Source organism: Aeromicrobium sp. Root344 (assembly GCF_001425755.1).
Classification (GTDB): domain Bacteria; phylum Actinomycetota; class Actinomycetes; order Propionibacteriales; family Nocardioidaceae; genus Aeromicrobium.
This window is the reverse complement of sequence record NZ_LMDH01000001.1, coordinates 3198778-3218431: the sequence shown is the minus strand read 5'-3', so window position 1 is coordinate 3218431 and position 19654 is coordinate 3198778. Positions and strand designations below refer to the sequence as shown.

The window sequence follows — 19654 nt, the reverse complement described above, 5'->3', positions numbered from 1 at the left end:
GACATCAAGATACATGATGTCGAGACGTTCGGCACGCCGGCGCGATCAGAACGGGTCGGGGAACTTCAGGAGCGGCGAGTAGTAGGCGATGTAGATGATCGCGACGGCGAGCAGCCCGATGACCCCCGCGATGTCCATCGCGGTGAGGATCCGCTGGCGTGCTGCGGTCGTCGTGGCACCAGCGCCGCTCGCCCGTACGACCTTGGTGCGGGCGACGCGGTCGGCGAACCCACGATCGCTCGAGAGCAGCAGCGGCACCACGAGCACGATCAGGGCGAGATAGGCGGCGCCGCCGAAGTGCCAGCTGTCGGGCGTCAAGCGACGGAACGTCGTGGGCAACCCGATCGGGATCGCCGCGACCGCGAGGTCGAGCAGCACGGCCATGACCAGGCCGCGCAGGATGCCTCGCCCGGCGCCGGTGGGTGCCTCGTCGCCGACGTCGACGACGGCCAGGCCGACCCGGTGCTTGCCGATGCTGTGGCCGCGCAGGCCCTGGCGCAGTCCGTTGTTCCAGACGAGGAACAGCTCCCCCACGATCAGCCCACTGAGGATCAGGTCGTCGGACAGGCTGATGGTCCAGAAGTCGGAGCTGCCGCTGCTTGTCAGCGCCTCACGGGCCGCCCGGCCGAGGAAGTAGAGCAGGGCTCCCGCGGAGAACGCGGCGCTGAACAGCAGGGCGTCGTGCCCCAGGGCTTCACGCCTCAGCTGCCTTATCGTCCTGTAGTCGGCCATGACGACTCCTAACGCATCGATCGTACGTAACCGACGAGCTTGCGGCCGTCCCTGACACGGTCCTCCCACGTGATTCCGACACCGAGCAGGATCGCACTGACCGCGGCGATGAGGACGACGCGCGGAGCCGCGTTGGCGTACGGCCCGATGTTGAACAGCACCAGCAGGCCGAGAATCGTGACGCCGAAGACGAACGGTGCCTGCCAGCCGAACCGGATGCCGAGCGTCAACGCCACTGCCGCACCGAGGCCGAGCAGCAGGGCTCGTAGGCCGGTCGGATCGGCGAGAGCCTGGGGCAGGCTGGGTACGAGTGCCAGGGTCAGTCCCGGACCGAGCAGCAGCCAGGTGCTCATGCCGGGCTTGGCGCGGACGAAGTAGAAGCCGACAGCCAGCGCGATCGCGCCGAGCGGCAACGTGTAGGCCTCGACGAACGAGAACCCACTGTCCACGACGAGCAGGACGTACGCGACGACCAGGGCCGCACCGCCGGGCCACAGGTACCAAGGGCGCTCCGGGACGACGAAGCTCAGCCCGATCATCACGACGCCGACGATCGTCCAGCGAACCGCTGCCTCCGACGTCGAGGCCTCCGAGACCAACGCCACGAACATCGTGAAGGCGGCGGCCGCCTCGACGCCGATGCGTACCGGGTGATCGCGCAGCAGCACACCCGCGGCGGCAATCAGCGCCAGCGAGACGACGACGCCGACGAGCGCCGGCACGGCATGTGGTGGGTCCGGCAGCTGGGCAGCTGCGACGACACCACCCACGAAGGCGATGACGGCTGCGATGGCGTACGCCTGACGCGGTGCGTCGGCACCCTTCGCACGTGCGAGACCCGCGAGCACCACGGCACCGGCGATCCACGCCGAGGCCGAGACGCCTTGGTTGGGCGCGGCCAGCGCCGCGGCGAAGCCCACCAGGACGGCGGCGGTGGGGCCGACCAGCACCCCGAGGTTGCGGACGTGGGCGGCGAGCAGCCCTGCGGCGACGACCAGGAGCGCTGCGACGCCGGCCCACAGGGGCAGCCTCGCCTCGACCACGGCGACGAGGGTGCCGAGTGCGAGCGCGACGGCCACTCCGGACGTTGCGTGCTTGCGGATCACCGTGAGCTCGGGCCAGTGCGGGACGAACCATGCCACCACGACGAGACCGGCCACCATCGGGACGACGACCCACGCGGCGGTGTCGTCTGCCCACACGGCATCGAGGCGGCCGTCCCACGGCTTGGACCAGGCGTCGTCGATCCCGGTGCCGATCGCGTCGAACACGTCGACGAGCAGTCCGAGGTGCAGGAGCGCGACGCCCGCGACGGCGGGCGTGGCGCCGACCCGCAGGCCCTTGGCCCAGGCGTTCGTTCCGCGAGACGCGGCGACGGCGAGCACGGCGGCGAGGCCCGCAATCGCGAGCCAGGCGCCCTCCGGCCGCCATGCGTCACCCGACGGGACCGCGACCAGCGCGCATACGGCGAAGACCGCCAGGGCGACGGCCCAGATGCGCACCGGAACGACCAGCCAGGCGATGACCAGGGCCGCGACAGCCATCAGGACCAGCGGCAAGCCGCGTCCGTCGCCCACGAGCTCGTCGGCCTTGGGGTGGTCGACCAGGCCGATCACCGCCACGACGTACGACCAGGCGAAGAACGCGCCGACAACGACACGCGCGGTGATCGTCAGCGGACGTATGCCGGCGGGGCGGGTCGCGAGCGCGAGCAGACCGGCGACGACGAGGGCGAGGATGGAGCGCCAGGGCAGGTCCCAGTCGACCGGCTCGTCGACTGGGACGTTGGCCGCGCCGATCCCGGCGATCGTGATGCCGAGCCCTCCGATCAGCGCGGTCGAGAGCAGATCGACGTTGAGCGACGTGCGCGCGAACCGGCCGATCAGGATGCCCAGGCCGACGAGCACGACGCCCCAGACGACCCAGGCCCACGCAACGTCCATGCCGTCGAGGCCGAGCATGCCCTCGTGGCGGGCCGCGAAGAAGTCCAGCGTCAGCAGAGCCAGGACGACGGTCCACACGGCTTCCGCCGAGGCGCGCAACGTCCGGCGAGTGACCCATGCGCCCAGCACGGCGAAGCCCGCGGTCACGCCGAGCAGCACGAGGGTACGACCGACGAGTCCGAGGTCGCCCCACGAGCGGGTCACGAAGATGAATCCGGCGACGATGAGGCCGAACGCGCCGAGGGTCAGCAGGATCGTGCCCACGGACCACTCCTTGGGCGGCGTACGCTCTCCGGGCCGGAGCTGCCCCGACTGCAGGAACCCGCCAAGCGCGTCGTCAGCCGGAACGGGCCGGCGCTGTGGGTACGTCGGCAGCGGACCAGCGGCCGGCGCCGGCGCGGGCGGCTGAACTGGCGCCGACGCGGGCCGCTGAGCTGGCGGCGGCGCGGCGGCCACGAACGGATCGGTGGCCTTGGGCGGCGGTGTCACCGCCGAACGGTCTCGCTTGAGGGCGGCGCGGGCAAGGAGCTCGTCGGCCTGCAGGAGCGTCTGCCAGAGCTGGCGGACCTCGGCCGACGTCAGGTCGAGGCCGCAGTGCGGGCACGTCGACTGACCGGCGATTGCGCCGCGGCAGTCCGGACAGGCTTGCGGGTCTGCGAAGCGCATGCCTCACTGTGTCGTGACCCTCACTCCCGCACAAGCACCGCCACGCACTCGACGTGGTGCGTCATGGGGAACAGGGCGAACGCGCGGAGCCCGTCGAGAACGTAGCCACGTGCCGCGAACGAGGCCAGGTCACGGGCCAGGGCTGCCGGATCGCATGCGACGTAGACGATGCGTCGCGGCGCCAGCTCGACGATCCCGGCGACAGCCTTCTTGGCGCCCGTGCGCGGCGGGTCGAGCACGACGACGTCGGCCGACTCCCCCAACGCACCGCTGCGGAGGGCGCGCTCGACGGTCTCGCCGACGAGGCGGACCTGGGGGAAGTCGTGCAGGTTGCGGCGCGCATCTCGCGAGGCGCCACGGTCGGACTCGACGCTGACGACGACGCCCTCCTCCCCCGCCTCGTCGGCGAGGAACGTCGTGAACAGGCCGACGCCGGCATAGAGATCGAGCACCGTGTCGCCCTCGGTCACCTCCGCGGCTTCGATGACCGCTTCGACAAGGGTCGCGGCCGCGTCAGGGTGGACCTGCCAGAAGCCTGAGCCGGAGACCCTGAAGTCGGCAGCGAGCACACGCTCGGTCACGGCGCCTCGGCCGCCCCGCACGGTGCCGTCGACCGCAACGACCCCGTCGACGGCCGCCTCGACGTCGTCAGGGATCGACGCGTCGGTGACGAGGAGGGTGTCACCGGTCGACGACACGATCGCCTCGACGGAGTCGGCGTCCCAGGTGCGGCCGAGCACGTCCGGCAGACCGGGGTGGGCGATCAGGCAGCGATCGACGGGGATGATCTCGTGCGACCGGTGCTTGCGCAGTCCGGGCCTGCCATCGGCGTCGACAGCGAACTGCATGCGCGTACGCCAGTCGAGCGAGTCCGGCTCGACGGCCTCGACCTCGCCGTCCCAGGTGATGCCGGCAAGTCGACGGAGCTGCTCGCGCACGACCTCGCCGAGCAGCTCACGCTGGACCGCCGGATCGACGTGCTGGAAGTCGCAGCCGCCGCAGCGGCCCGGGCCGGCGTAGGGGCACGGCGCCTCGACCCGTCCCGGCGCGGCCTCGATGACCTCGACGGCGTCGGCGCGCAGGAACGACTTCGAGCGGTCCGTGATGTGGATGCGTACGCGCTCGCCGGGCAGCGTGTGACGCACGAACACCACCTGGCCGTCGAGCCGGGCGACGCAGTGGCCGCCGTGGGCGATCGGCCCGACGTCGACGATCGGGTCGGTCATCGGTCGCGGAAGCCGCGGCGGACGTCACCGGGTGCTGGCCTGCTGCGGGCGAGGCGCTTCTTGGCGCGGCCGGCGGAGCTCAGCTGGTAGGGCACGCTCGTCACCATGACGCCGGGCATGAACAGCAGGCGCCCCTTGAGCCGCAGCGCGGTCTGGTTGTGGAGGAGCTGCTCCCACCACTTCCCGACGACGTACTCAGGGATGTAGACCGTGATGATGTCGCGCGGGCTCGACTTGCGGAGCTCCTTGACGTAGCGGATCACGGGGCGCACGAGCTCGCGGTAGGGCGAGTTGACGACCTTGAGCGGGATCGGGATCTCGAGGTCCTCCCACTGCTTCATCAGTGCCGCGGTCTGGGCCGGGTCGAACTCGACCGTCAGCGCCTCGAGCGAGTTGGGGCGCGACACCCGGGCGTACGAAAGGGCCCGCATCGTCGGCTTGTGCAGCTTGCTGACCAGGACGATCGCGTGGACCCTGGCGGGCAGCGCGACGTCGGAGTCGTCGATCGCCAGCTCTGCGGAGACGCGATCGTAGTGCCGGCCGATCCCCCGCATGAGCAGGAAGATCGCGATCATCGCGACGATGGCGATCCAGGCGCCGGCGAGGAACTTCGTGATCAGCACGATGACCAGGACCGTCGCGGTCATGCCGAGGCCGATCGAGTTGACGACCCTCGACCGCTTCATCCGCGATCTGGCGGCCGGGTCCTGCTCGGTCCTGAGGTGCCGGTTCCAGTGCCGGATCATGCCGAGCTGGCTCAGGTTGAACGAGACGAACACCCCGACGATGTAGAGCTGGATGAGCCTCGTGACCTCCGCGTCGTACGCCTGGATCAGCGCCACCGCCGCGACGGCCAGCAGGATGATGCCGTTGCTGAACGTGAGCCGGTCGCCGCGGGTGTCGAGCTGGCGGGGCAGGAAACCGTCGCGCGCCAGGATCGAACCCAGGACCGGGAAGCCGTTGAACGCGGTGTTGGCGGCCAGCACCAGGATGATGCCGGTGCAGGCGATCGTGAAGTAGAACAGCGGCGTGAAGTCGCTGTAGAGCGACTTGGCCAGCTGGCCGATCACGGTGTTCTGCTCGTAGCTCTTGCCCACCGCGGTGCCGTCGGCCTTGAGCAGCTGGCGAGCGGGATCCTCGACGTAGTGCAGCTTCATCAGGTCGGCCAGCACGACGATGCTCATCAGCATCGTGATGGCGATCGAGCCCAGCAGCAGCAAGGTCGTCGCGGCGTTCTTGCTCTTGGGCTTCTTGAACGCCGGCACGCCGTTGCTGATCGCCTCGATCCCGGTCAGCGCGGTGCAGCCGGACGAGAACGCCCGGGCGAGCAGGAACACCATCGCGATGCCCGTGAAGCCGTTCTCGAACTGGCCTTCGGGCGAGATGGAGTACTTCGCGCTCTCCGCGTCCGGCAGGTCGCCGGTCACGTAGCGGAGGTAGCCCCACAGCCCCATCAGGATGATCGCGATCATGAACAGATAGGTCGGCACCGCGAACGCCTTGCCCGACTCCTTGGTGCCGCGCAGGTTCATCGCCATCAGCACGAAGACCAGCACCGATGCGGCCGTCGCCTCGTGACCGTTGAGCCACGGCAGCGCGGACGCTGCGTTCTGGACGCCGGACGAGATCGAGACCGCCACCGTGAGCACGTAGTCGACCAGCAGCGCGCTGCCGACGGTCAGGCCGGCGGTGGGCCCGAGGTTGACCGTGGCGACCTCGTAGTCGCCGCCACCGCTGGGGTAGGCATGCACGTTCTGCCGGTAGGACATGACCACGATCGCCATGACGCAGGCAACGGCGATGCCGATCTTCCAGTTGAACGCGTACGCCGACAGTCCGCCGAGCGAGAGCGTCAGGAAGATCTCGTCGGGCGCGTACGCCACGGACGACAGCGCATCACTCGCGAAGACCGGCAGGGCGATGCGCTTCGGGAGCAGCGTCTCACCGAGCTGGGTGCTGCGGAGCTTGCGGCCGACCAGCGCGCGCTTGGCGACCTCGGTGATTCCCACGAGAGACGATGCTAGACCTCACACTGAGTCTCTGCGCGGGCCGTCTCGTTGCGGTGTAGCGTCGCCTGCGTGCACATCGTGATCATGGGCTGCGGCCGAGTCGGTTCGACGCTCTCTCGCAGCCTCGAGGAGCGCGGCCACACCACGGCCGTCATCGACTCCAATCCGGATGCCTTCCGCCGGTTGGGCCCGGGATTCAGCGGAATCACGGTGACCGGCATGGGATTCGACCGCGACGTCCTGATCAAGGCCGGGATCGAGCACGCCGACGCGTTTGCCGCCGTCTCGAGCGGCGACAACTCCAACATCATCTCCGCGCGTGTCGCCCGCGAGCAGTTCAAGGTCGAGAACGTCGTCGCCCGCATCTACGACCCGGGTCGCGCCGAGGTCTACGAACGCCTGGGCGTACCCACCGTCGCCACGGTCCCGTGGGCTGCCGACCAGGTGCTGCGTCGACTCGTACCGGCCGGCACCGAGCCCGCGTGGCGTGACCAGACCGGCGAGGTGCGCCTCGACCAGGTCTATGCGCCCAACCCGTGGATCAGCCGCAAGATCTCCGAGCTCGAGGATGCCGCCGGCGTACGCGTCGCCTTCCTTCGCCGCCTCGGCACCGGTGTCATCGCCACCCCGGACACCGTCATCCAGGAGGGCGACTACTTGAGCCTGTTCATGCGCGAGGACCACGCCGGCAGCGCGCTCGCCGCGCTCGAGGCCGGACCGGAGGACGACTGATGCGCGTCGTGATCGCGGGAGCCGGCGCCGTCGGCCGCTCCGTCGCCCAGGAGCTCATCGACAACGGCCACACCGTGCTGCTGATCGACAAGTCCCCCGCGTCGATCCGGGCGGACGCCGTGCCCGAGGCCCAGTGGCTGCTCGCCGACGCCTGCGAGCTGTCGTCCCTCGAGGAGGCACAGCTCGAGTCGTGCGACGTCGTCATCGCCTCCACCGGCGACGACAAGGCCAACCTCGTCATCTCGCTGCTGGCCAAGACCGAGTTCGCCGTGCCCCGCACCGTCGGCCGGGTCAACCACCCCAGCAACGAGTGGCTGTTCAGCGAGTCGTGGGGCGTCGACGTCTCCGTCTCGACTCCGCGCATCATGTCGGCCCTCGTCGAGGAGGCGGTCTCGGTCGGCGACCTGGTGCGCCTGTTCACGTTCCGGCAGAGCAACACCAACCTCGTCGAGCTCACGATGCCCGAGGACTCGCCCTACGTCGGCAAGCGCGTTGGTGAGGTGCCGTGGCCCGACGACGTCGTCCTCGTGGCGATCCTGCGGGACAACGCGATCCAGACGCCCGACGCGGACCGTTCGCTGGAGTCCGGCGACGAGCTGCTGTTCGTGACACCGGAAGAGGCCGAGGACCACCTCGGCGAGCTCTTGTCCCCCAAGGGCTGAGGCTCAGGCCCCGTCCGGCTCCAGCGGCGTGTGGTTGCGGCCCAGCAGCCACGCCATCACGGCAAACGACGCCAGCTGCAGCGGCCAACCGAGGGCGATCTTGGCCGTGCCGAGCAACGCGACGTGATCGGTGAGCCACAACGGGTACTGCACGACGACGCGCAGGACGCACGGTGCCGCCATGACCCAGGTGAGCTGCGAGCACAGCTTCACCAGACCACGATCCCCGTGCCACGCCGTCGGATCACCGGTGACACTGCCGATCATGAAGCCGAGCAGCGGCCAGCCCACGACGATCGACAGGATGAACGCGGCCGCGTAGGCGCCGTTGTAGATGATGCCGGGCAGGAACACGTCGCGTGCCTCGCCCGAACGCGACGCGAAGATCGCCGCGATGCCGATGCCGAACAGCGAGTTGAGCACGAACTGGATCGTGGAGCGCTGGGCCAGGCGGGCGACCAGCAGCAGCACCGTGGCAACGACACTGATGACGAGCGAGAGCTTGAGCTCGTGGCTGACGATCCAGGAGACCGTGAACAGCGCGGTGGGGACGGCACTCTCGACGATGCCGCGCCGGCCACCCAGCGCCTTGGCCAGCTGGCCGCGGACCAGCTGCTCGACGGTCTCGTACGCGTCAGTCCCCGGATTGGCTCCGTGGGGAGCGCTCATGCCTCGAGTTCGTAACGTGGGTTGTAGATCACGCGGGTGCCGTTGCGCATGCCGATGCGACCGTAGGCCTTGAGCTGACGACCGGCGGCGACGCCTTCGATCTTGCGGCGGCCGAGCCAGATGAGGGTGACGCAGTCGGAGCCGTCGTAGAGCTCCGCCTCGAGCGCCGTGACCCCGTCAACAGGACGCAGCGTCACGGAGCGCAGGACGCCGTGGATCGTGACGACCGAGCGGTCGGCCTGGGAGGCGATGAGCTTGCAGCCGGCCTTGGCGGCGTCGCTCTGGAGCTCCTCGGCCTCGATGTTCTCGGTCGAGAGTCGTTCAAGGGTCCTGCTGATGCGTCCCATGCTGAAATTCTACTCCTCGTCCGGGGTCGCGACGGCGTTCTCGGGCAGTGTGAGCAACAACGCTTCCCGTGGAATGCGAGCCTCGACGCCACGCACGACGATGACGTCCTTGAACGCGTCCATGAGCGGACCGTCGTCGGTCGGGTTGAGCCCGGCCTCGCCGAGGAACGTGCCGCGAAGCAGCCAGCGCGGACCCTCGACGGCGAGGATGCGGCTCGGCTGGAAGCCCTTCTCACCGTCGGGCAGGTCGACCGGCACGCTGACCCGCAGCTCGGGGCCGAACGGTCCGTCGACCTGCTCGCACTCGCCCTCGAGCCGGGCGACCTCGAGGATCAGGTCGTCGCGGACCTCGTCCCACAGCCCGCCGGAACGCGTCGCGGCGAAGACGCGCAGCTCGAGCGCGGAGTCCTCGGCGACGAGGACCACGGACGCGATCTGGCCGGCCTCGCCCTCGGCCGGGAGCTGGATCGAGTACGCGTCGTGGGCACGGACCAGCAACGGCCCGAGGTCGACGTAGGAAGCGTCGCCGTCGGGCGTCTTCTCCGAAATGTCCCACGGACCGTTCGCGCGTACGTCGGGCGTCGTCTCCTCGGGCTCCACGTCCTCCTGCGACTGCTCCTGCTTGCGTCGGCGCACCATCAGCTTCTCTCCCCCTGGGGCTCGGCGATCGCGTGACCGCCGGTCGAACCGTACCCTCCGGCCCCACGAGCCGAGTCGGGCAGCGACTCGGCCTCCGTGAATGCCACGCGCTCGACGCGCTGGATCACGAGCTGCGCGACCCGATCTCCGCGCGTCAGACGTACGGACTCGCGGGGGTCGTGGTTGACCAGGAGGACCTTGATCTCTCCACGGTAACCCGCATCGATCGTGCCGGGGGTGTTGACGATCGACAGGCCGTGGCGCAGCGCGAGCCCCGAGCGCGGGTGCACGAACGCGGCGAGGCCGTCGGGCAGGGCGACTGCGATGCCGGTGGGAACCAGGACGCGCTCCCCCGGTGCGAGGTCGAGGTCGATCGTCGTCACGAGGTCGGCTCCGGCGTCGCCGGGATGCGCGTACGTCGGGAGCGGCACGCCCGGATCCAGCCGGGTGACGGTGACGTCGAACATGGCAGCGACCCTACCTGCGTCGGGACGCCGTGCGGCATGAGGCAAGGTTGAACCGTGACGACGTACCGCGAACGACTGACCGCGCCGGCTTCCTGGTGGCTGGCCGCGCTCGTGTTCGCCGCCGCCTGGGGCTGGATCATGCTCGTCGCGACCAACTGGCCCATCGCGATCGTCACGACCGCCATCGTCGCCGGGCCCGGTCTCTACGTCGTGTGGCGCTACGGTTCCCTGCTGATCGCGGTCGACTCCGACGGCCTGCGGGTCGGTCGCGCGTCGATCGATCGTGCCCACATCGGTGCGGTCGAGCCGCTCCATCGGGCCGCCTACCGGCTGAAGCTCGGCACCGGGGCGGACGCGAGGGCCTATCTCGTGACCCGCCCCTACATCGACCGCGGTGTGCTCATACCGCTCGCCGACGACAGCGATCCCACGCCCTACTGGCTGGTGTCGAGCCGCCGTCCGGACGCGCTCGCCGCTGCTCTGGGCCACACTGAGAACGCGCCGACCGCACCGGCGCACGACCCGAACGGAGACCCGCCCCGTGGCGAAGAAGAAGGCTAAGCACGCAGAGCAGCTCCTCGCCGAGGCCGCCACGACGCCCAAGACCAAGGCGCCCGGCAAAGGTGCCTGGAAGCTCATGGACCGTGGCTCGTCGATCGTCGCCGGCCTGCTGGCGCAACGGGCCTCGGTGCTCGCGTGGCGTGCAGTGACCGGCAAGAAGCCGCCGAGCAGCGGCCGGCACCCCGACGTCACGACCGGTGAGGCTGTGGCGTGGGCCGTCGTCGGCGGCGCGATCATCGAGCTCGTCAAGGTCGGCGTACGCCGCGGCACCGCGACCTACTGGGTCAAGTCGACCGGACACCTGCCGCCCGGCATGAAGCCCCTCGAGAACTCGGTCCCGGACAACGCAAAGGAGCCGGTCCTTGCGGATCCGGCTCCCGAACGTTCGACCAAGAAGAAGGTCAGTAGGCGCAGTCGCGGCAGATGAGCACGCCGTTCTTCTCCGATGCCAGCTGGCTGCGGTGATGCACCAGGAAGCAGGACGAGCAGGTGAACTCGTCGAGCTGCTTGGGCACGACCTGGACCGCGAGCTCTTCGTGTGACAGGTCCGCACCGGGCAGCTCGAAGTTCTCGGCAGCCTCGGTCTCGTCCTCGTCGACCTTGCCCGAGCTCTTCTCGTGCCGACGCGCCTTGAGCTCCTCGATGCTGTCCTCGGACTGCTCTTCCTCGGTCTTGCGCGGTGCGTCGTAATCGGTAGCCATCAAATCTCCCTTTGTGCGGAACAACCGGCGTGATTGTGCCACACGCCCCAAACGTTCCGTTCGTCAGAACCCACAAGCACGTACGAGGGCGAAATATTCCTCAGCAATCGCAGGATGAGCAGCCATCACCATACGCTCGTCCGGGCCGCCGTCGAACCCGCTCAGGACAAGGCCGGCCTCGGCCGCGATCAGGCCGCCTGCGGCGAGGTCCCAGGGCTTGAGTCCCTGCTCGAGGTAGGCGTCGAACTGTCCTTCGGCCAGGCCGCACAGATCGAGTGCCGCCGAGCCGATCCGGCGGATGTCGCGCACCTGCGGCAGGAACGTCGCCATCGCCGCAGCCTGGGCCGTGCGGACCGCGGGCACGTAGTTGAAGCCGGTCGCCACCAGCGCGTGCGCCACGGACTCCGGCTGCGGCGCCGTGAGCACCTGGCGGGACTCGCCGGCGTAGCGCCACGCGCCGGCTCCGCGGACCGCTCCCCACTCGGCACCGGACGCGATGTTGATGACGTAGCCCGCGACGACCTCGCCGTCCCGTCGCGCTGCGATCGAGACCCCGTAGGTCGGGATGCCGTAGACGAAGTTGACCGTGCCGTCGATCGGGTCGACGACCCAGTCGACGCCGCTCGAGCCGAGGACGTCGTTGCCCTCCTCACCGACGAACCCGTCGTCGGGGCGCGCGGCGAAGATGCGCTCACGGATGAGCCGCTCGCATGCCTCGTCGATCTCGGTGACGACGTCCGTGGGGCTCGACTTGGTGGCCGAGACCGTGACGCGGCCGGCCGGCCGCCTGCCGGCGACGAACGCGGCGGCTTCGCGGCCGACCTCACGGGCCAGCGTCAGGAGCGTTTCGGTCATGCGGTAGCCGTCGTGACACCGTCGCCGACGCCGCCGATCGTCGGCAGGGCGGAGCGCGGGTTGAGGCAGCAGTCGACCGGGCACACGTCGTGGGAGGGTCCGAGCTCGCCGAGCGAGCACCGGTCGGGCTGCTCGCCGCGCTCGATAGCGGCTCGCTCGAGCAGCAGGTCGCGCACCATCGCGACGAAGTCGGGGTGGGCGCCGGGCGTGTCGACCCGGTCGTAGGTCATGCCGAGTCCGTCGGCGGTCATCTTGGCCTCGGTGTCGAGGTCGTAGATGACCTCCATGTGGTCGGAGATGAACCCGATCGGCACGACCACGACCGACGTGGTGCCGGACTCGTGCAGCTCGCGCAGGTGGTCGTTGATGTCGGGCTCGAGCCACGGCATGTGCGGGGAGCCGGAGCGCGAGCAGTAGGCCAGGGACCAGCGATGCGTACCGACGCCCTCGGCGACCATCTCCGCGACGCTCTCGTGCTGGCGGACGTAAGCCTCACGGCCCGGGCCGCCACTGGCCAGGTTCATGGTCTCGGGGATCGAGTGCGTGACGAACACGACGTGCGTGCCGTCGGGCGCGCCCGCGAGCGCCTCCGACGTCGCCTCGACGAACGGGCCGACGAATCCCGGGTGGTTGAAGTAGTGCCGCAGCCGGCTGAGCTCGACGTCGAGGCCGCTGACCGCGTCGTAGAGGTCCTCGCGATACTGCCGGCAGCCGGAGTAGGACGAGTAGGCGCTCGTCACGAAGCAGGCTGCCCGGCGTACGCCGTCAGCGGCCATCTGGCGAGCGGCGTCGCGCAGGTAGGGGTCCCAGTTGCGGTTGCCCCAGTAGATCGGCAGGTCGACTCCGTGCTCGGCGAAGTCCTTGCGGAGCGCGTCGAGCAGCTCGAGGTTGAGCTCGTTGATGGGCGACTTGCCGCCGAACAGGAAGTAGTGCTGACCGACCTCTTCGAGGCGTTCGCGCGGGATGCCGCGGCCCATCGTGACGTTCTCGAGGAACGGGACGACGTCGTCCGGGTGCTCCGGACCGCCGAACGACACGAGCAGCAGTGCATCGAAGGGGCGAGCATCCATGCGCTCATCATCCCACCGCGACGGATATGGTCGGCATGCTGGGAGGCCTTTCATGCTGACGACATATCGGGACGTGCTGTCACGACCCGGTGCCGTGCTGTTCTCCACCACGGCCGTCGTCTCGCGGCTGCCGTTGTCGATGGCCGGCTTCGGCATCGTCCTGCTGGTCTCGGAACGCACGGGGTCCTACGGGCGTGCGGGCGTGCTGGCCGCGGTGTACGTCCTCGCGGCCGCGGTCTTCGGCCCGACGCAGGGCCGGCTCGCCGATCGCCTCGGCCAGTCGCGCGTGCTGTGGGTCGTCGGCGCCGTGTACGCCCTCGGCATGGCCCTCACGCTGGTCGCGATCGGCCACGACTGGGCCACGCCCGTGCCCCACGTGTGCGTGGCGATCGCCGGTCTCGCGACGCCACAGACGGGCAGCATGGTGCGCGCCCGCTGGACCCACGCCGTGGCCGACCGGAGCCAGCTCAACACCGCGTTCTCGATCGAGGCGGTGCTCGACGAGGTCGTGTTCATGGTCGGTCCGGTCCTCGTGACCGTGCTGACGCTGCAGATCTCGGACTACGCCGGACTGGTCGCGGCGGCCGCTGCGGCGTCGCTCGGCTCGTGGGCGCTGGCGACCCAACGACGTACCGAACCGCCGCTGATCGAGCACGTCGAGGGCGCCCGCCCGCCGATTGGCTGGGGGTTGCTCGGACCCGTCGTGGCCTCGTCCGTGGGCCTCGGCATGCTGTTCGGATCGGCCGAGGTCATCGTCGTCGCGTTCTGCACGGAGGAGGGCAACCGCGGCGCCGCCGGCTTCGTCATCGCGATCTGGGCGACCGGCAGCCTCATCGCAGGAGTCGTGGTCGGAGCACTCCCCCAGCCGGGGGAGCCGCTGCACCGGCTCCGCGCCTCGCTGCTGGCCCTCGCCCTGCTGTTCGCGCCGCTCGCGGTGCTCTCGGGCATACCGCTCATCGCGGTCGGCATGTTCCTCACGGGGTTCATGATCTCGCCGACGCTCATCGCGACCGTCAACCTGATCGAGCGCAGCGTGCCGTCGTCGCGCCTCACCGAAGCCCTCACGTGGACCACGACCGGACTGGCTGTGGGAGTCGCGCCGGGCTCCGCGATCGCCGGCTGGGTCATCGATCACCAAGGGGCATCGGCGGGGTTCCTGGTCCCGCTGGTCTCGGGGCTGGCCGCCGCCGCCGTCGCGTGGAGCATCCGTACGCCGTCGCGAGGCGCCGCGGGGTGAACTTCGGGGCAGTGTGGCACTAACCTTGGGCTCGACATGACCGAACTCACTCTCGCCGAGCGCAGCGTCGAGCTCGTGCGCACCTGGATCGATCCCGAGCGCACCTCCAAACGCCGTGCCGATCCGTCAGCCGAACGCCTCGCCCAGCTGCTCAAGGATCCGCACGGGCTGGAGTTCACGATCGGGTTCGTCGACCGGGTCGTACGTCCTGACGACCACCGCGTGGCGGCCCGCAACCTCCGCCGGCTCGCCCTGCACACACCGTCGTTCCTCCCGGCGTCCCAGCGCGTCCTGCTCAAGCTCGGTGCCGTCATGGCGGTCGTGTTCCCCAAGCTCGTGGTGTCGATCGCGCGGCGCACGCTGCGACGCATGGTGGGCCACCTCGTCGTCGACGCCCGCCCGGACAAGCTCGGCAAGACCATCAAGCGCCTGCGCTCCGGGGGTGACCGGCTCAACCTCAACCTGCTCGGCGAGGCGGTCCTCGGTGAGGGCGAGGCGGCGCACCGCCGCGACGGCACGATGGAGCTGCTGGAACGCGACGACGTCGACTACGTCTCGGTCAAGGTCTCCTCGGTCGCCAGCCAGCTCTCGATGTGGGCGTTCGACGAGTCCGTCGCCCGCGTCGTCAAGCAGCTCACGCCGCTCTACGAGCGGGCGTCCAGCGGCGATCCGACGTTCATCAACCTCGACATGGAGGAGTACCACGACCTCGACCTGACGGTCGCGGTCTTCAAGGCGATCCTCGAGTCGTTCCCCGACCTCGAGGCGGGCATCGTCCTGCAGGCCTACCTGCCAGATGCCCTCGGTGCGATGCAGGACCTGCAGGAGTGGGCCGCGCAGCGCCGCGCCAAGGGCGGCGCTCCGATCAAGGTGCGGGTCGTCAAGGGCGCCAACCTCGCCATGGAGCGGGTCGACGCCGCGATGCACGGTTGGCCGCTCGCGACCTGGTCCAGCAAGCAGGAGACCGACACCAACTACAAGCGCGTGCTCGACTGGGCCATGACGCCGGAGCGCATTGACGCCGTACGCCTCGGTGTCGCCGGCCAGAACCTGTTCGACATCGCCTATGCCTGGCTGCTGGCCGGTGACCGCGGCGTCCGCGACGGTGTGGACTTCGAGATGCTGCTCGGCATGGACAGCGGTCCGGTCGACGCGGTCCGCGACGACATCGGACAGCTGCTGCTCTACACGCCTGTCGTGCACCCTTCGGAGTTCGACGTTGCGATCTCCTATCTCGTACGCCGGCTCGAGGAGAACGCCAGCAGCGACAACTTCATGTCGGCCGCGTTCGAGCTCGCCGACGAGCCAGACCTGCTCAACCGCGAGATCCGGCGCTTCTTCGCCGCGGTCGACGCACTGGACGACAGCGTGCCCGAGCCGCACCGCACCCAGAACCGGCTCACCGAGGTCGTACCGGTGCATCCCGACACGTTCGCCAACACGCCGGACACCGATCCGTCGACCGCGGCCAACCGCGAGTGGGGCCGACTCGTGCTGGCCCGCTCGGCATACACACAGCTCGGCACCGAGACGGTTCGCAGCAACACGATCCCCGGACCGGCGAGCCTGGAGAGCGTCGTCCAGGACACCCGTGCCGCGGCCAGGGCGTGGCAGGCCCGTGGCTCCGAGGTCCGCGCCTGGATCCTCCACCAGGCCGGCAACGCCCTGGGCGCACGCCGCGGCGACCTGGTGTCCGTGATGGCTGTCGAGGCGGGCAAGACGATCGCCGAAGCCGACGTCGAGGTCAGCGAGGCGGTCGACTTCGCGCACTACTACGCCGAGTCGGCGCGCCGGCTCGAGGCTGTCGACGGAGCCGAGTTCGTCCCCGACACGCTGACGATCGTCGCTCCCCCGTGGAACTTCCCGGTCGCCATCCCGGCCGGCTCGGTGCTCGCAGCGCTGGCGGTGGGCAGCGGCGTGGTCATCAAGGCTGCGCCCCAGACCCGTCGTTGCGCCGCCGTCATGGTCGAGGCGCTCTGGCAGGCCGGCGTGCCCCGCGACGTGCTGCGCTACGTGACGATCGACGAAGGTCCGCTCAGCAAGGCACTCATCTCGCACTCCGACGTCGACCGCGTCATCCTCACGGGTGGCTGGGACACCGCCAACCTGTTCCGCTCGTGGCGCCCCGACCTGCCGCTGCTGGCCGAGACGAGTGGCAAGAACGCCATCGTCATCACGCCCAGCGCCGACATCGACCTCGCCGTGGCCGACCTGGTCAAGAGCGCATTCGGGCATGCCGGGCAGAAGTGCTCGGCCGCGAGCCTCGCGATCCTCGTCGGGTCAGTGGGCGACTCCGAGCGCTTCGAGCGGCAGCTCGTCGACGCCGTCTCGTCCCTCAAGGTCGGCTTCCCTCACGACCCCGAGGTCACGATGGGGCCGATCATCGAGCCCCCGCTCGGCAAGCTGGCCGAGGGACTCACGGCACTCGCCGACGGCGAGGAGTGGCTGCTCGCACCGCGCCAGCTCGGCTCCGATGCCCGGGTGTGGTCGCCAGGTGTCCGCACGGGCGTACGCCCAGGGAGCCGCTTCCACACCACGGAGTACTTCGGCCCCGTCCTCGGCATCATGAGGGCCAAGTCCCTGCAGCAGGCGATCGAGTGGCAGAACGCGACGGACTACGGCCTCACCGCCGGCATCCACTCGCTCGACGCCAAGGAGGTCAACACCTGGATCGACACGGTCCAGGCCGGCAACCTCTACGTCAACCGCGGCATCACCGGGGCCATCGTGCAACGTCAACCGTTCGGCGGCTGGAAGCGGTCGTCCGTGGGCACGACCGCCAAGGCTGGTGGGCCCAACTACCTGACTCACCTCGGCACGTGGAAGCCGCGACCGTTGCGGTCTGCCGAGACCCCTGAGCTCTCGCGCGAGGTCTCCCGGCTCCTCGACGCTGCGCGCCCCCATGTCAGCGGCGTCGAGCACCGCGACCTGGTCGCGGCCGCGTCGTCGGACCACATCGCCTGGACCCGGGAGTACGGCGTGCTCAAGGACGTCTCCAAGCTCGGCGTCGAACGCAACGTGTTCCGCTACGTCCCCGTGCCGGTCGCGATCCGCTTCGACGGCAACTATCTGCCCGAGCTCATCCGGGTGCTGCTCGCTGCCGCCCGCACCGGATCGCACGTGGCCGTCAGCTCCCGGACCCCGCTGCCCTCAGGACTCGCACCCAAGGCCCGCGTCGAGACGCACGACGAGTGGCTCGCCCACGTCGCGACGACCCGTCCGACCCGTCTCCGTCTCGTCGGCTCCGACGCCCGCGACGTCTCGGTCGCCGTCGACGGCGACCCCGATGTCGCGATCTATGCCGGTCCGGTCACCCAGTCCGGCCGCGTCGAGGCGCTGCCGTTCCTCCAGGAGCAGTCGGTGACGATCACCAACCACCGCTTCGGCAACCACGACCCCGAGTTCGAGCTCGTCCTCCCCCGCAAGCGTTGACCTGACGATTCAGGCGTGGTCGATGCCGGGCGGGAGCGGCGCGGTCCAGCCGCGCTTGAGGGCGACGAGGCGCCAGCCGAGGCACACCGCGAACGCCAGGGCGTACCACCACTCGGAATAGCCCTCGTGGTGCACGACCGTCGCGATGAGAGCACCGGCGAACGCGGGCGTCGCGTACAGCTCACCACGGAAGATGACGGGTACGCGGCCGGCCACCACGTCGCGCAACATGCCGCCGCCGATGCCGCTCAGCGTGCCGAGCACCGAGGCGGCGAGGACGTTGAGCCCGGCCTCGTCGGCCTTGACCGCGCCGGTGACGCAGAACAGCGCGAGCCCGACGGCGTCGAGCACCATGATCTGCCGCTCCATGCGGCCGAACGCGGGATGGAACACGAAGACCGCGAGCGCCGTCGCTGCCGGGACGACGAGATAGCGCCAGTCGTCGAGCGCCGCCGGCGGGACCGAGCCGATCAGCACGTCGCGCAGCACGCCGCCACCGAGCCCGGTGATCAACGCCAGCACACTGACGCCGAAGACGTCGAGCTCCTTGCGCACACCGACCAAGGCACCGGTCGACGCGAAGACCGCGATTCCGGCGAGATCGAGGACCAGGAGCAGGGTGTCGGGCACGGCGACGACGCTATCGGGTATCGGCGCGTCACCGCAGGTTCGCCATCTGCGCGCCTAGGATGAGAACACGCTACGAGTGAACGCCCACTCGGAGCCGGTGTCACATCGGAGGCGATGACATGCGTGATCTCGGTCTCGACAGACTGAGCGAGGACAGACGGTTCCTCATTGCGCGTGACGCGTCCACCGGTGAGCAGTTCCGCATCCCCGCTGATCACCGCCTCGCTTCCCTGATCGGCAAGCCGTCCCACTCTGGGAACACCTCCGGCCAGTTGGAGATCCGCATGGAAAGCTCTCTCAGCCCGCGCGACATCCAGACCCGCATACGCCGCGGTGAGACACCGCAGGCGGTCGCCGACTCCGCCGGCGTCCCGGTCGAGCAGATCCTCGGCTTCGCCGGACCCGTGCTCGCCGAGCGCGAGTACATGTGCGAGCAGGCCCGCAAGACGTCGATCCGCCGCAAGCACGTCGGAGGTGCGGGCGTCCTGCTCGGCACCCTCGTGTCGGAGAACATCGCCGCCAACGGTGGCGTGCCCGAGTCAGCCGCCTGGGACTCGTGGCGGCGCGAGGACGGCCGCTGGAACGTCCAGGTCACCCCCGAGGGCGCCGCGCATCCCGCGAGCTTCCTGTTCGACGTCAAGAGCCGCTACGTCGTACCCGCTGACGAGTTCGCCCACGACCTCGTCGGTGACGTCGCCCTGCCCGACTCCGCCGACATGGCGATCGCGGATGCCGTACGGGCTCCGTCGCAGCCCGCCGAGGCTCCCGTCGAGGTCGTCGACGACGAGGTCGAAGCGAGCGCGCCCGAGGTCGAGGAGGGCCCCCAGGTCGGGGTCGCCTCGCTCAAGGAGGCTCGCGAGCGCAAGGTCCTGGAGCAGCTCGCGATCGTCGACTCCGAGGACGCCGACACGTCCGCCGCGCTCGAGCACGAGGTCGACGACTTCGAGGAGTCCCTCGAGCACGACGTCGCAGTGCCCGACACGATGGGCCCGCGCAAGAAGCGTCACGAGCGTCGTCGCGTCCCGAGCTGGGACGAGATCATGTTCGGCGACAACAAGTCCGACTGACCGACCGAG

General features: G+C 69.8%; 19 protein-coding genes. 7 read left to right on the top strand and 12 right to left on the bottom strand.

Going from position 1 to position 19654, the window contains the following annotated elements:
* Positions 1 to 45: 45 nt before the first annotated feature.
* From ASC61_RS15855 to ASC61_RS15840, 4 genes are read right to left on the bottom strand one after another with little or no spacing between them, the layout of a single operon-like run.
* Positions 46 to 732: an RDD family protein gene (locus ASC61_RS15855; protein WP_056213503.1), complete on the bottom strand. Its 687-nt coding sequence runs from the start codon at positions 730 to 732 to the stop codon at positions 46 to 48.
* A gap of 8 nt (positions 733 to 740) precedes the next feature.
* Positions 741 to 3341, bottom strand: a complete 2601-nt coding sequence (locus ASC61_RS15850; RefSeq protein WP_056213501.1) for an SCO7613 C-terminal domain-containing membrane protein — start codon at positions 3339 to 3341, stop codon at positions 741 to 743.
* A gap of 20 nt (positions 3342 to 3361) precedes the next feature.
* Entirely contained in the window at positions 3362 to 4567 is a 1206-nt protein-coding gene (locus ASC61_RS15845; protein ID WP_056213499.1) for a class I SAM-dependent RNA methyltransferase, read from the bottom strand.
* Positions 4564 to 6576: an APC family permease gene (locus ASC61_RS15840; protein ID WP_056213497.1), complete on the bottom strand. Its 2013-nt coding sequence runs from the start codon at positions 6574 to 6576 to the stop codon at positions 4564 to 4566. Before ASC61_RS15840 ends, ASC61_RS15845 begins: the two co-directional genes overlap by 4 nt.
* Positions 6577 to 6645: 69 nt before the next feature.
* On the opposite strand from ASC61_RS15840, the gene ASC61_RS15835 reads away from it, so the two are divergent.
* Both ASC61_RS15835 and ASC61_RS15830 read left to right on the top strand, forming a co-directional pair.
* A complete protein-coding gene (locus tag ASC61_RS15835) occupies positions 6646 to 7308 on the top strand; it encodes a potassium channel family protein (RefSeq protein ID WP_056213496.1) in 663 nt (220 codons plus the stop codon).
* On the top strand, positions 7308 to 7970 hold the full coding sequence (locus tag ASC61_RS15830; protein WP_056213494.1) for a potassium channel family protein: 663 nt from the start codon (positions 7308 to 7310) through the stop codon (positions 7968 to 7970). Before ASC61_RS15835 ends, ASC61_RS15830 begins: the two co-directional genes overlap by 1 nt.
* Positions 7971 to 7973: 3 nt before the next feature.
* Here ASC61_RS15830 and ASC61_RS15825 read toward each other — a convergent pair whose 3' ends face one another.
* From ASC61_RS15825 to dut, 4 genes are read right to left on the bottom strand one after another with little or no spacing between them, the layout of a single operon-like run.
* Complete coding sequence (locus tag ASC61_RS15825; RefSeq protein WP_056213492.1) at positions 7974 to 8639, bottom strand: DUF3159 domain-containing protein; 666 nt, start codon at positions 8637 to 8639, stop codon at positions 7974 to 7976.
* Positions 8636 to 8986 (bottom strand): OB-fold nucleic acid binding domain-containing protein, encoded by a 351-nt coding sequence (locus ASC61_RS15820; RefSeq protein ID WP_056213490.1) that lies wholly within the window; start codon positions 8984 to 8986, stop codon positions 8636 to 8638. Before ASC61_RS15820 ends, ASC61_RS15825 begins: the two co-directional genes overlap by 4 nt.
* 9 nt (positions 8987 to 8995) lie before the next feature.
* Entirely contained in the window at positions 8996 to 9625 is a 630-nt protein-coding gene (locus ASC61_RS15815; RefSeq protein WP_056213488.1) for a DUF3710 domain-containing protein, read from the bottom strand.
* Entirely contained in the window at positions 9625 to 10092 is a 468-nt protein-coding gene (gene dut / locus ASC61_RS15810) for a dUTP diphosphatase (RefSeq protein ID WP_056213486.1), read from the bottom strand. Before dut ends, ASC61_RS15815 begins: the two co-directional genes overlap by 1 nt.
* 54 nt (positions 10093 to 10146) lie before the next feature.
* Between dut and ASC61_RS15805 the strand changes: the two genes are divergently transcribed.
* Both ASC61_RS15805 and ASC61_RS15800 read left to right on the top strand, forming a co-directional pair.
* Complete coding sequence (locus tag ASC61_RS15805) at positions 10147 to 10653, top strand: DUF3093 domain-containing protein (RefSeq protein ID WP_056213485.1); 507 nt, start codon at positions 10147 to 10149, stop codon at positions 10651 to 10653.
* The gene (locus ASC61_RS15800) at positions 10634 to 11080 is read left to right on the top strand and encodes a DUF4235 domain-containing protein (RefSeq protein ID WP_056213483.1); all 447 of its coding nucleotides are present in this window, start codon (positions 10634 to 10636) and stop codon (positions 11078 to 11080) included. The genes ASC61_RS15805 and ASC61_RS15800 overlap by 20 nt, the downstream gene beginning before the upstream one ends.
* Here the strand turns inward: ASC61_RS15800 and ASC61_RS15795 are convergent.
* The 3 genes from ASC61_RS15795 to ASC61_RS15785 all read right to left on the bottom strand — a co-directional run bounded on the left by ASC61_RS15795 (position 11055) and on the right by ASC61_RS15785 (position 13279).
* Entirely contained in the window at positions 11055 to 11354 is a 300-nt protein-coding gene (locus ASC61_RS15795) for a DUF4193 domain-containing protein (RefSeq protein ID WP_056213481.1), read from the bottom strand. The genes ASC61_RS15800 and ASC61_RS15795 overlap by 26 nt on opposite strands.
* A 63-nt stretch (positions 11355 to 11417) precedes the next feature.
* Positions 11418 to 12209, bottom strand: a complete 792-nt coding sequence (locus ASC61_RS15790) for an inositol monophosphatase family protein (protein ID WP_056213479.1) — start codon at positions 12207 to 12209, stop codon at positions 11418 to 11420.
* Complete coding sequence (locus ASC61_RS15785) at positions 12206 to 13279, bottom strand: ferrochelatase (protein WP_056213477.1); 1074 nt, start codon at positions 13277 to 13279, stop codon at positions 12206 to 12208. The genes ASC61_RS15790 and ASC61_RS15785 overlap by 4 nt, the downstream gene beginning before the upstream one ends.
* 52 nt (positions 13280 to 13331) lie before the next feature.
* Between ASC61_RS15785 and ASC61_RS15780 the strand changes: the two genes are divergently transcribed.
* Entirely contained in the window at positions 13332 to 14516 is a 1185-nt protein-coding gene (locus tag ASC61_RS15780) for an MFS transporter (RefSeq protein WP_056213475.1), read from the top strand.
* A 36-nt stretch (positions 14517 to 14552) separates the two neighbouring features.
* On the top strand, positions 14553 to 17948 hold the full coding sequence (locus tag ASC61_RS15775; protein ID WP_056213473.1) for a proline dehydrogenase family protein: 3396 nt from the start codon (positions 14553 to 14555) through the stop codon (positions 17946 to 17948).
* A 9-nt stretch (positions 17949 to 17957) separates the two neighbouring features.
* Here ASC61_RS15775 and ASC61_RS15770 read toward each other — a convergent pair whose 3' ends face one another.
* A complete protein-coding gene (locus tag ASC61_RS15770; RefSeq protein WP_157439521.1) occupies positions 17958 to 18578 on the bottom strand; it encodes a trimeric intracellular cation channel family protein in 621 nt (206 codons plus the stop codon).
* A 119-nt stretch (positions 18579 to 18697) separates the two neighbouring features.
* On the opposite strand from ASC61_RS15770, the gene sepH reads away from it, so the two are divergent.
* Complete coding sequence (sepH, locus tag ASC61_RS15765; RefSeq protein ID WP_056213472.1) at positions 18698 to 19645, top strand: septation protein SepH; 948 nt, start codon at positions 18698 to 18700, stop codon at positions 19643 to 19645.
* Positions 19646 to 19654: the final 9 nt, after the last annotated feature.

Bases quoted from the DNA above. Each gene is read 5' to 3' on its own strand.
- ASC61_RS15850 (WP_056213501.1), bottom strand. From the start codon at position 3,341: ATGCGCTTCGCAGACCCGCAAGCCTGTCCGGACTGCCGCGGCGCAATC.
- ASC61_RS15825 (WP_056213492.1), bottom strand. From the start codon at position 8,639: ATGAGCGCTCCCCACGGAGCCAATCCGGGGACTGACGCGTACGAGACC.
- ASC61_RS15795 (WP_056213481.1), bottom strand. From the start codon at position 11,354: ATGGCTACCGATTACGACGCACCGCGCAAGACCGAGGAAGAGCAGTCC.
- ASC61_RS15815 (WP_056213488.1), bottom strand. From the start codon at position 9,625: ATGGTGCGCCGACGCAAGCAGGAGCAGTCGCAGGAGGACGTGGAGCCC.
- ASC61_RS15785 (WP_056213477.1), bottom strand. From the start codon at position 13,279: ATGGATGCTCGCCCCTTCGATGCACTGCTGCTCGTGTCGTTCGGCGGT.
- ASC61_RS15820 (WP_056213490.1), bottom strand. From the start codon at position 8,986: ATGGGACGCATCAGCAGGACCCTTGAACGACTCTCGACCGAGAACATC.
- ASC61_RS15855 (WP_056213503.1), bottom strand. From the start codon at position 732: ATGGCCGACTACAGGACGATAAGGCAGCTGAGGCGTGAAGCCCTGGGG.
- dut (WP_056213486.1), bottom strand. From the start codon at position 10,092: ATGTTCGACGTCACCGTCACCCGGCTGGATCCGGGCGTGCCGCTCCCG.
- sepH (WP_056213472.1), top strand. From the start codon at position 18,698: ATGCGTGATCTCGGTCTCGACAGACTGAGCGAGGACAGACGGTTCCTC.
- ASC61_RS15830 (WP_056213494.1), top strand. From the start codon at position 7,308: ATGCGCGTCGTGATCGCGGGAGCCGGCGCCGTCGGCCGCTCCGTCGCC.
- ASC61_RS15845 (WP_056213499.1), bottom strand. From the start codon at position 4,567: ATGACCGACCCGATCGTCGACGTCGGGCCGATCGCCCACGGCGGCCAC.
- ASC61_RS15790 (WP_056213479.1), bottom strand. From the start codon at position 12,209: ATGACCGAAACGCTCCTGACGCTGGCCCGTGAGGTCGGCCGCGAAGCC.
- ASC61_RS15780 (WP_056213475.1), top strand. From the start codon at position 13,332: ATGCTGACGACATATCGGGACGTGCTGTCACGACCCGGTGCCGTGCTG.
- ASC61_RS15775 (WP_056213473.1), top strand. From the start codon at position 14,553: ATGACCGAACTCACTCTCGCCGAGCGCAGCGTCGAGCTCGTGCGCACC.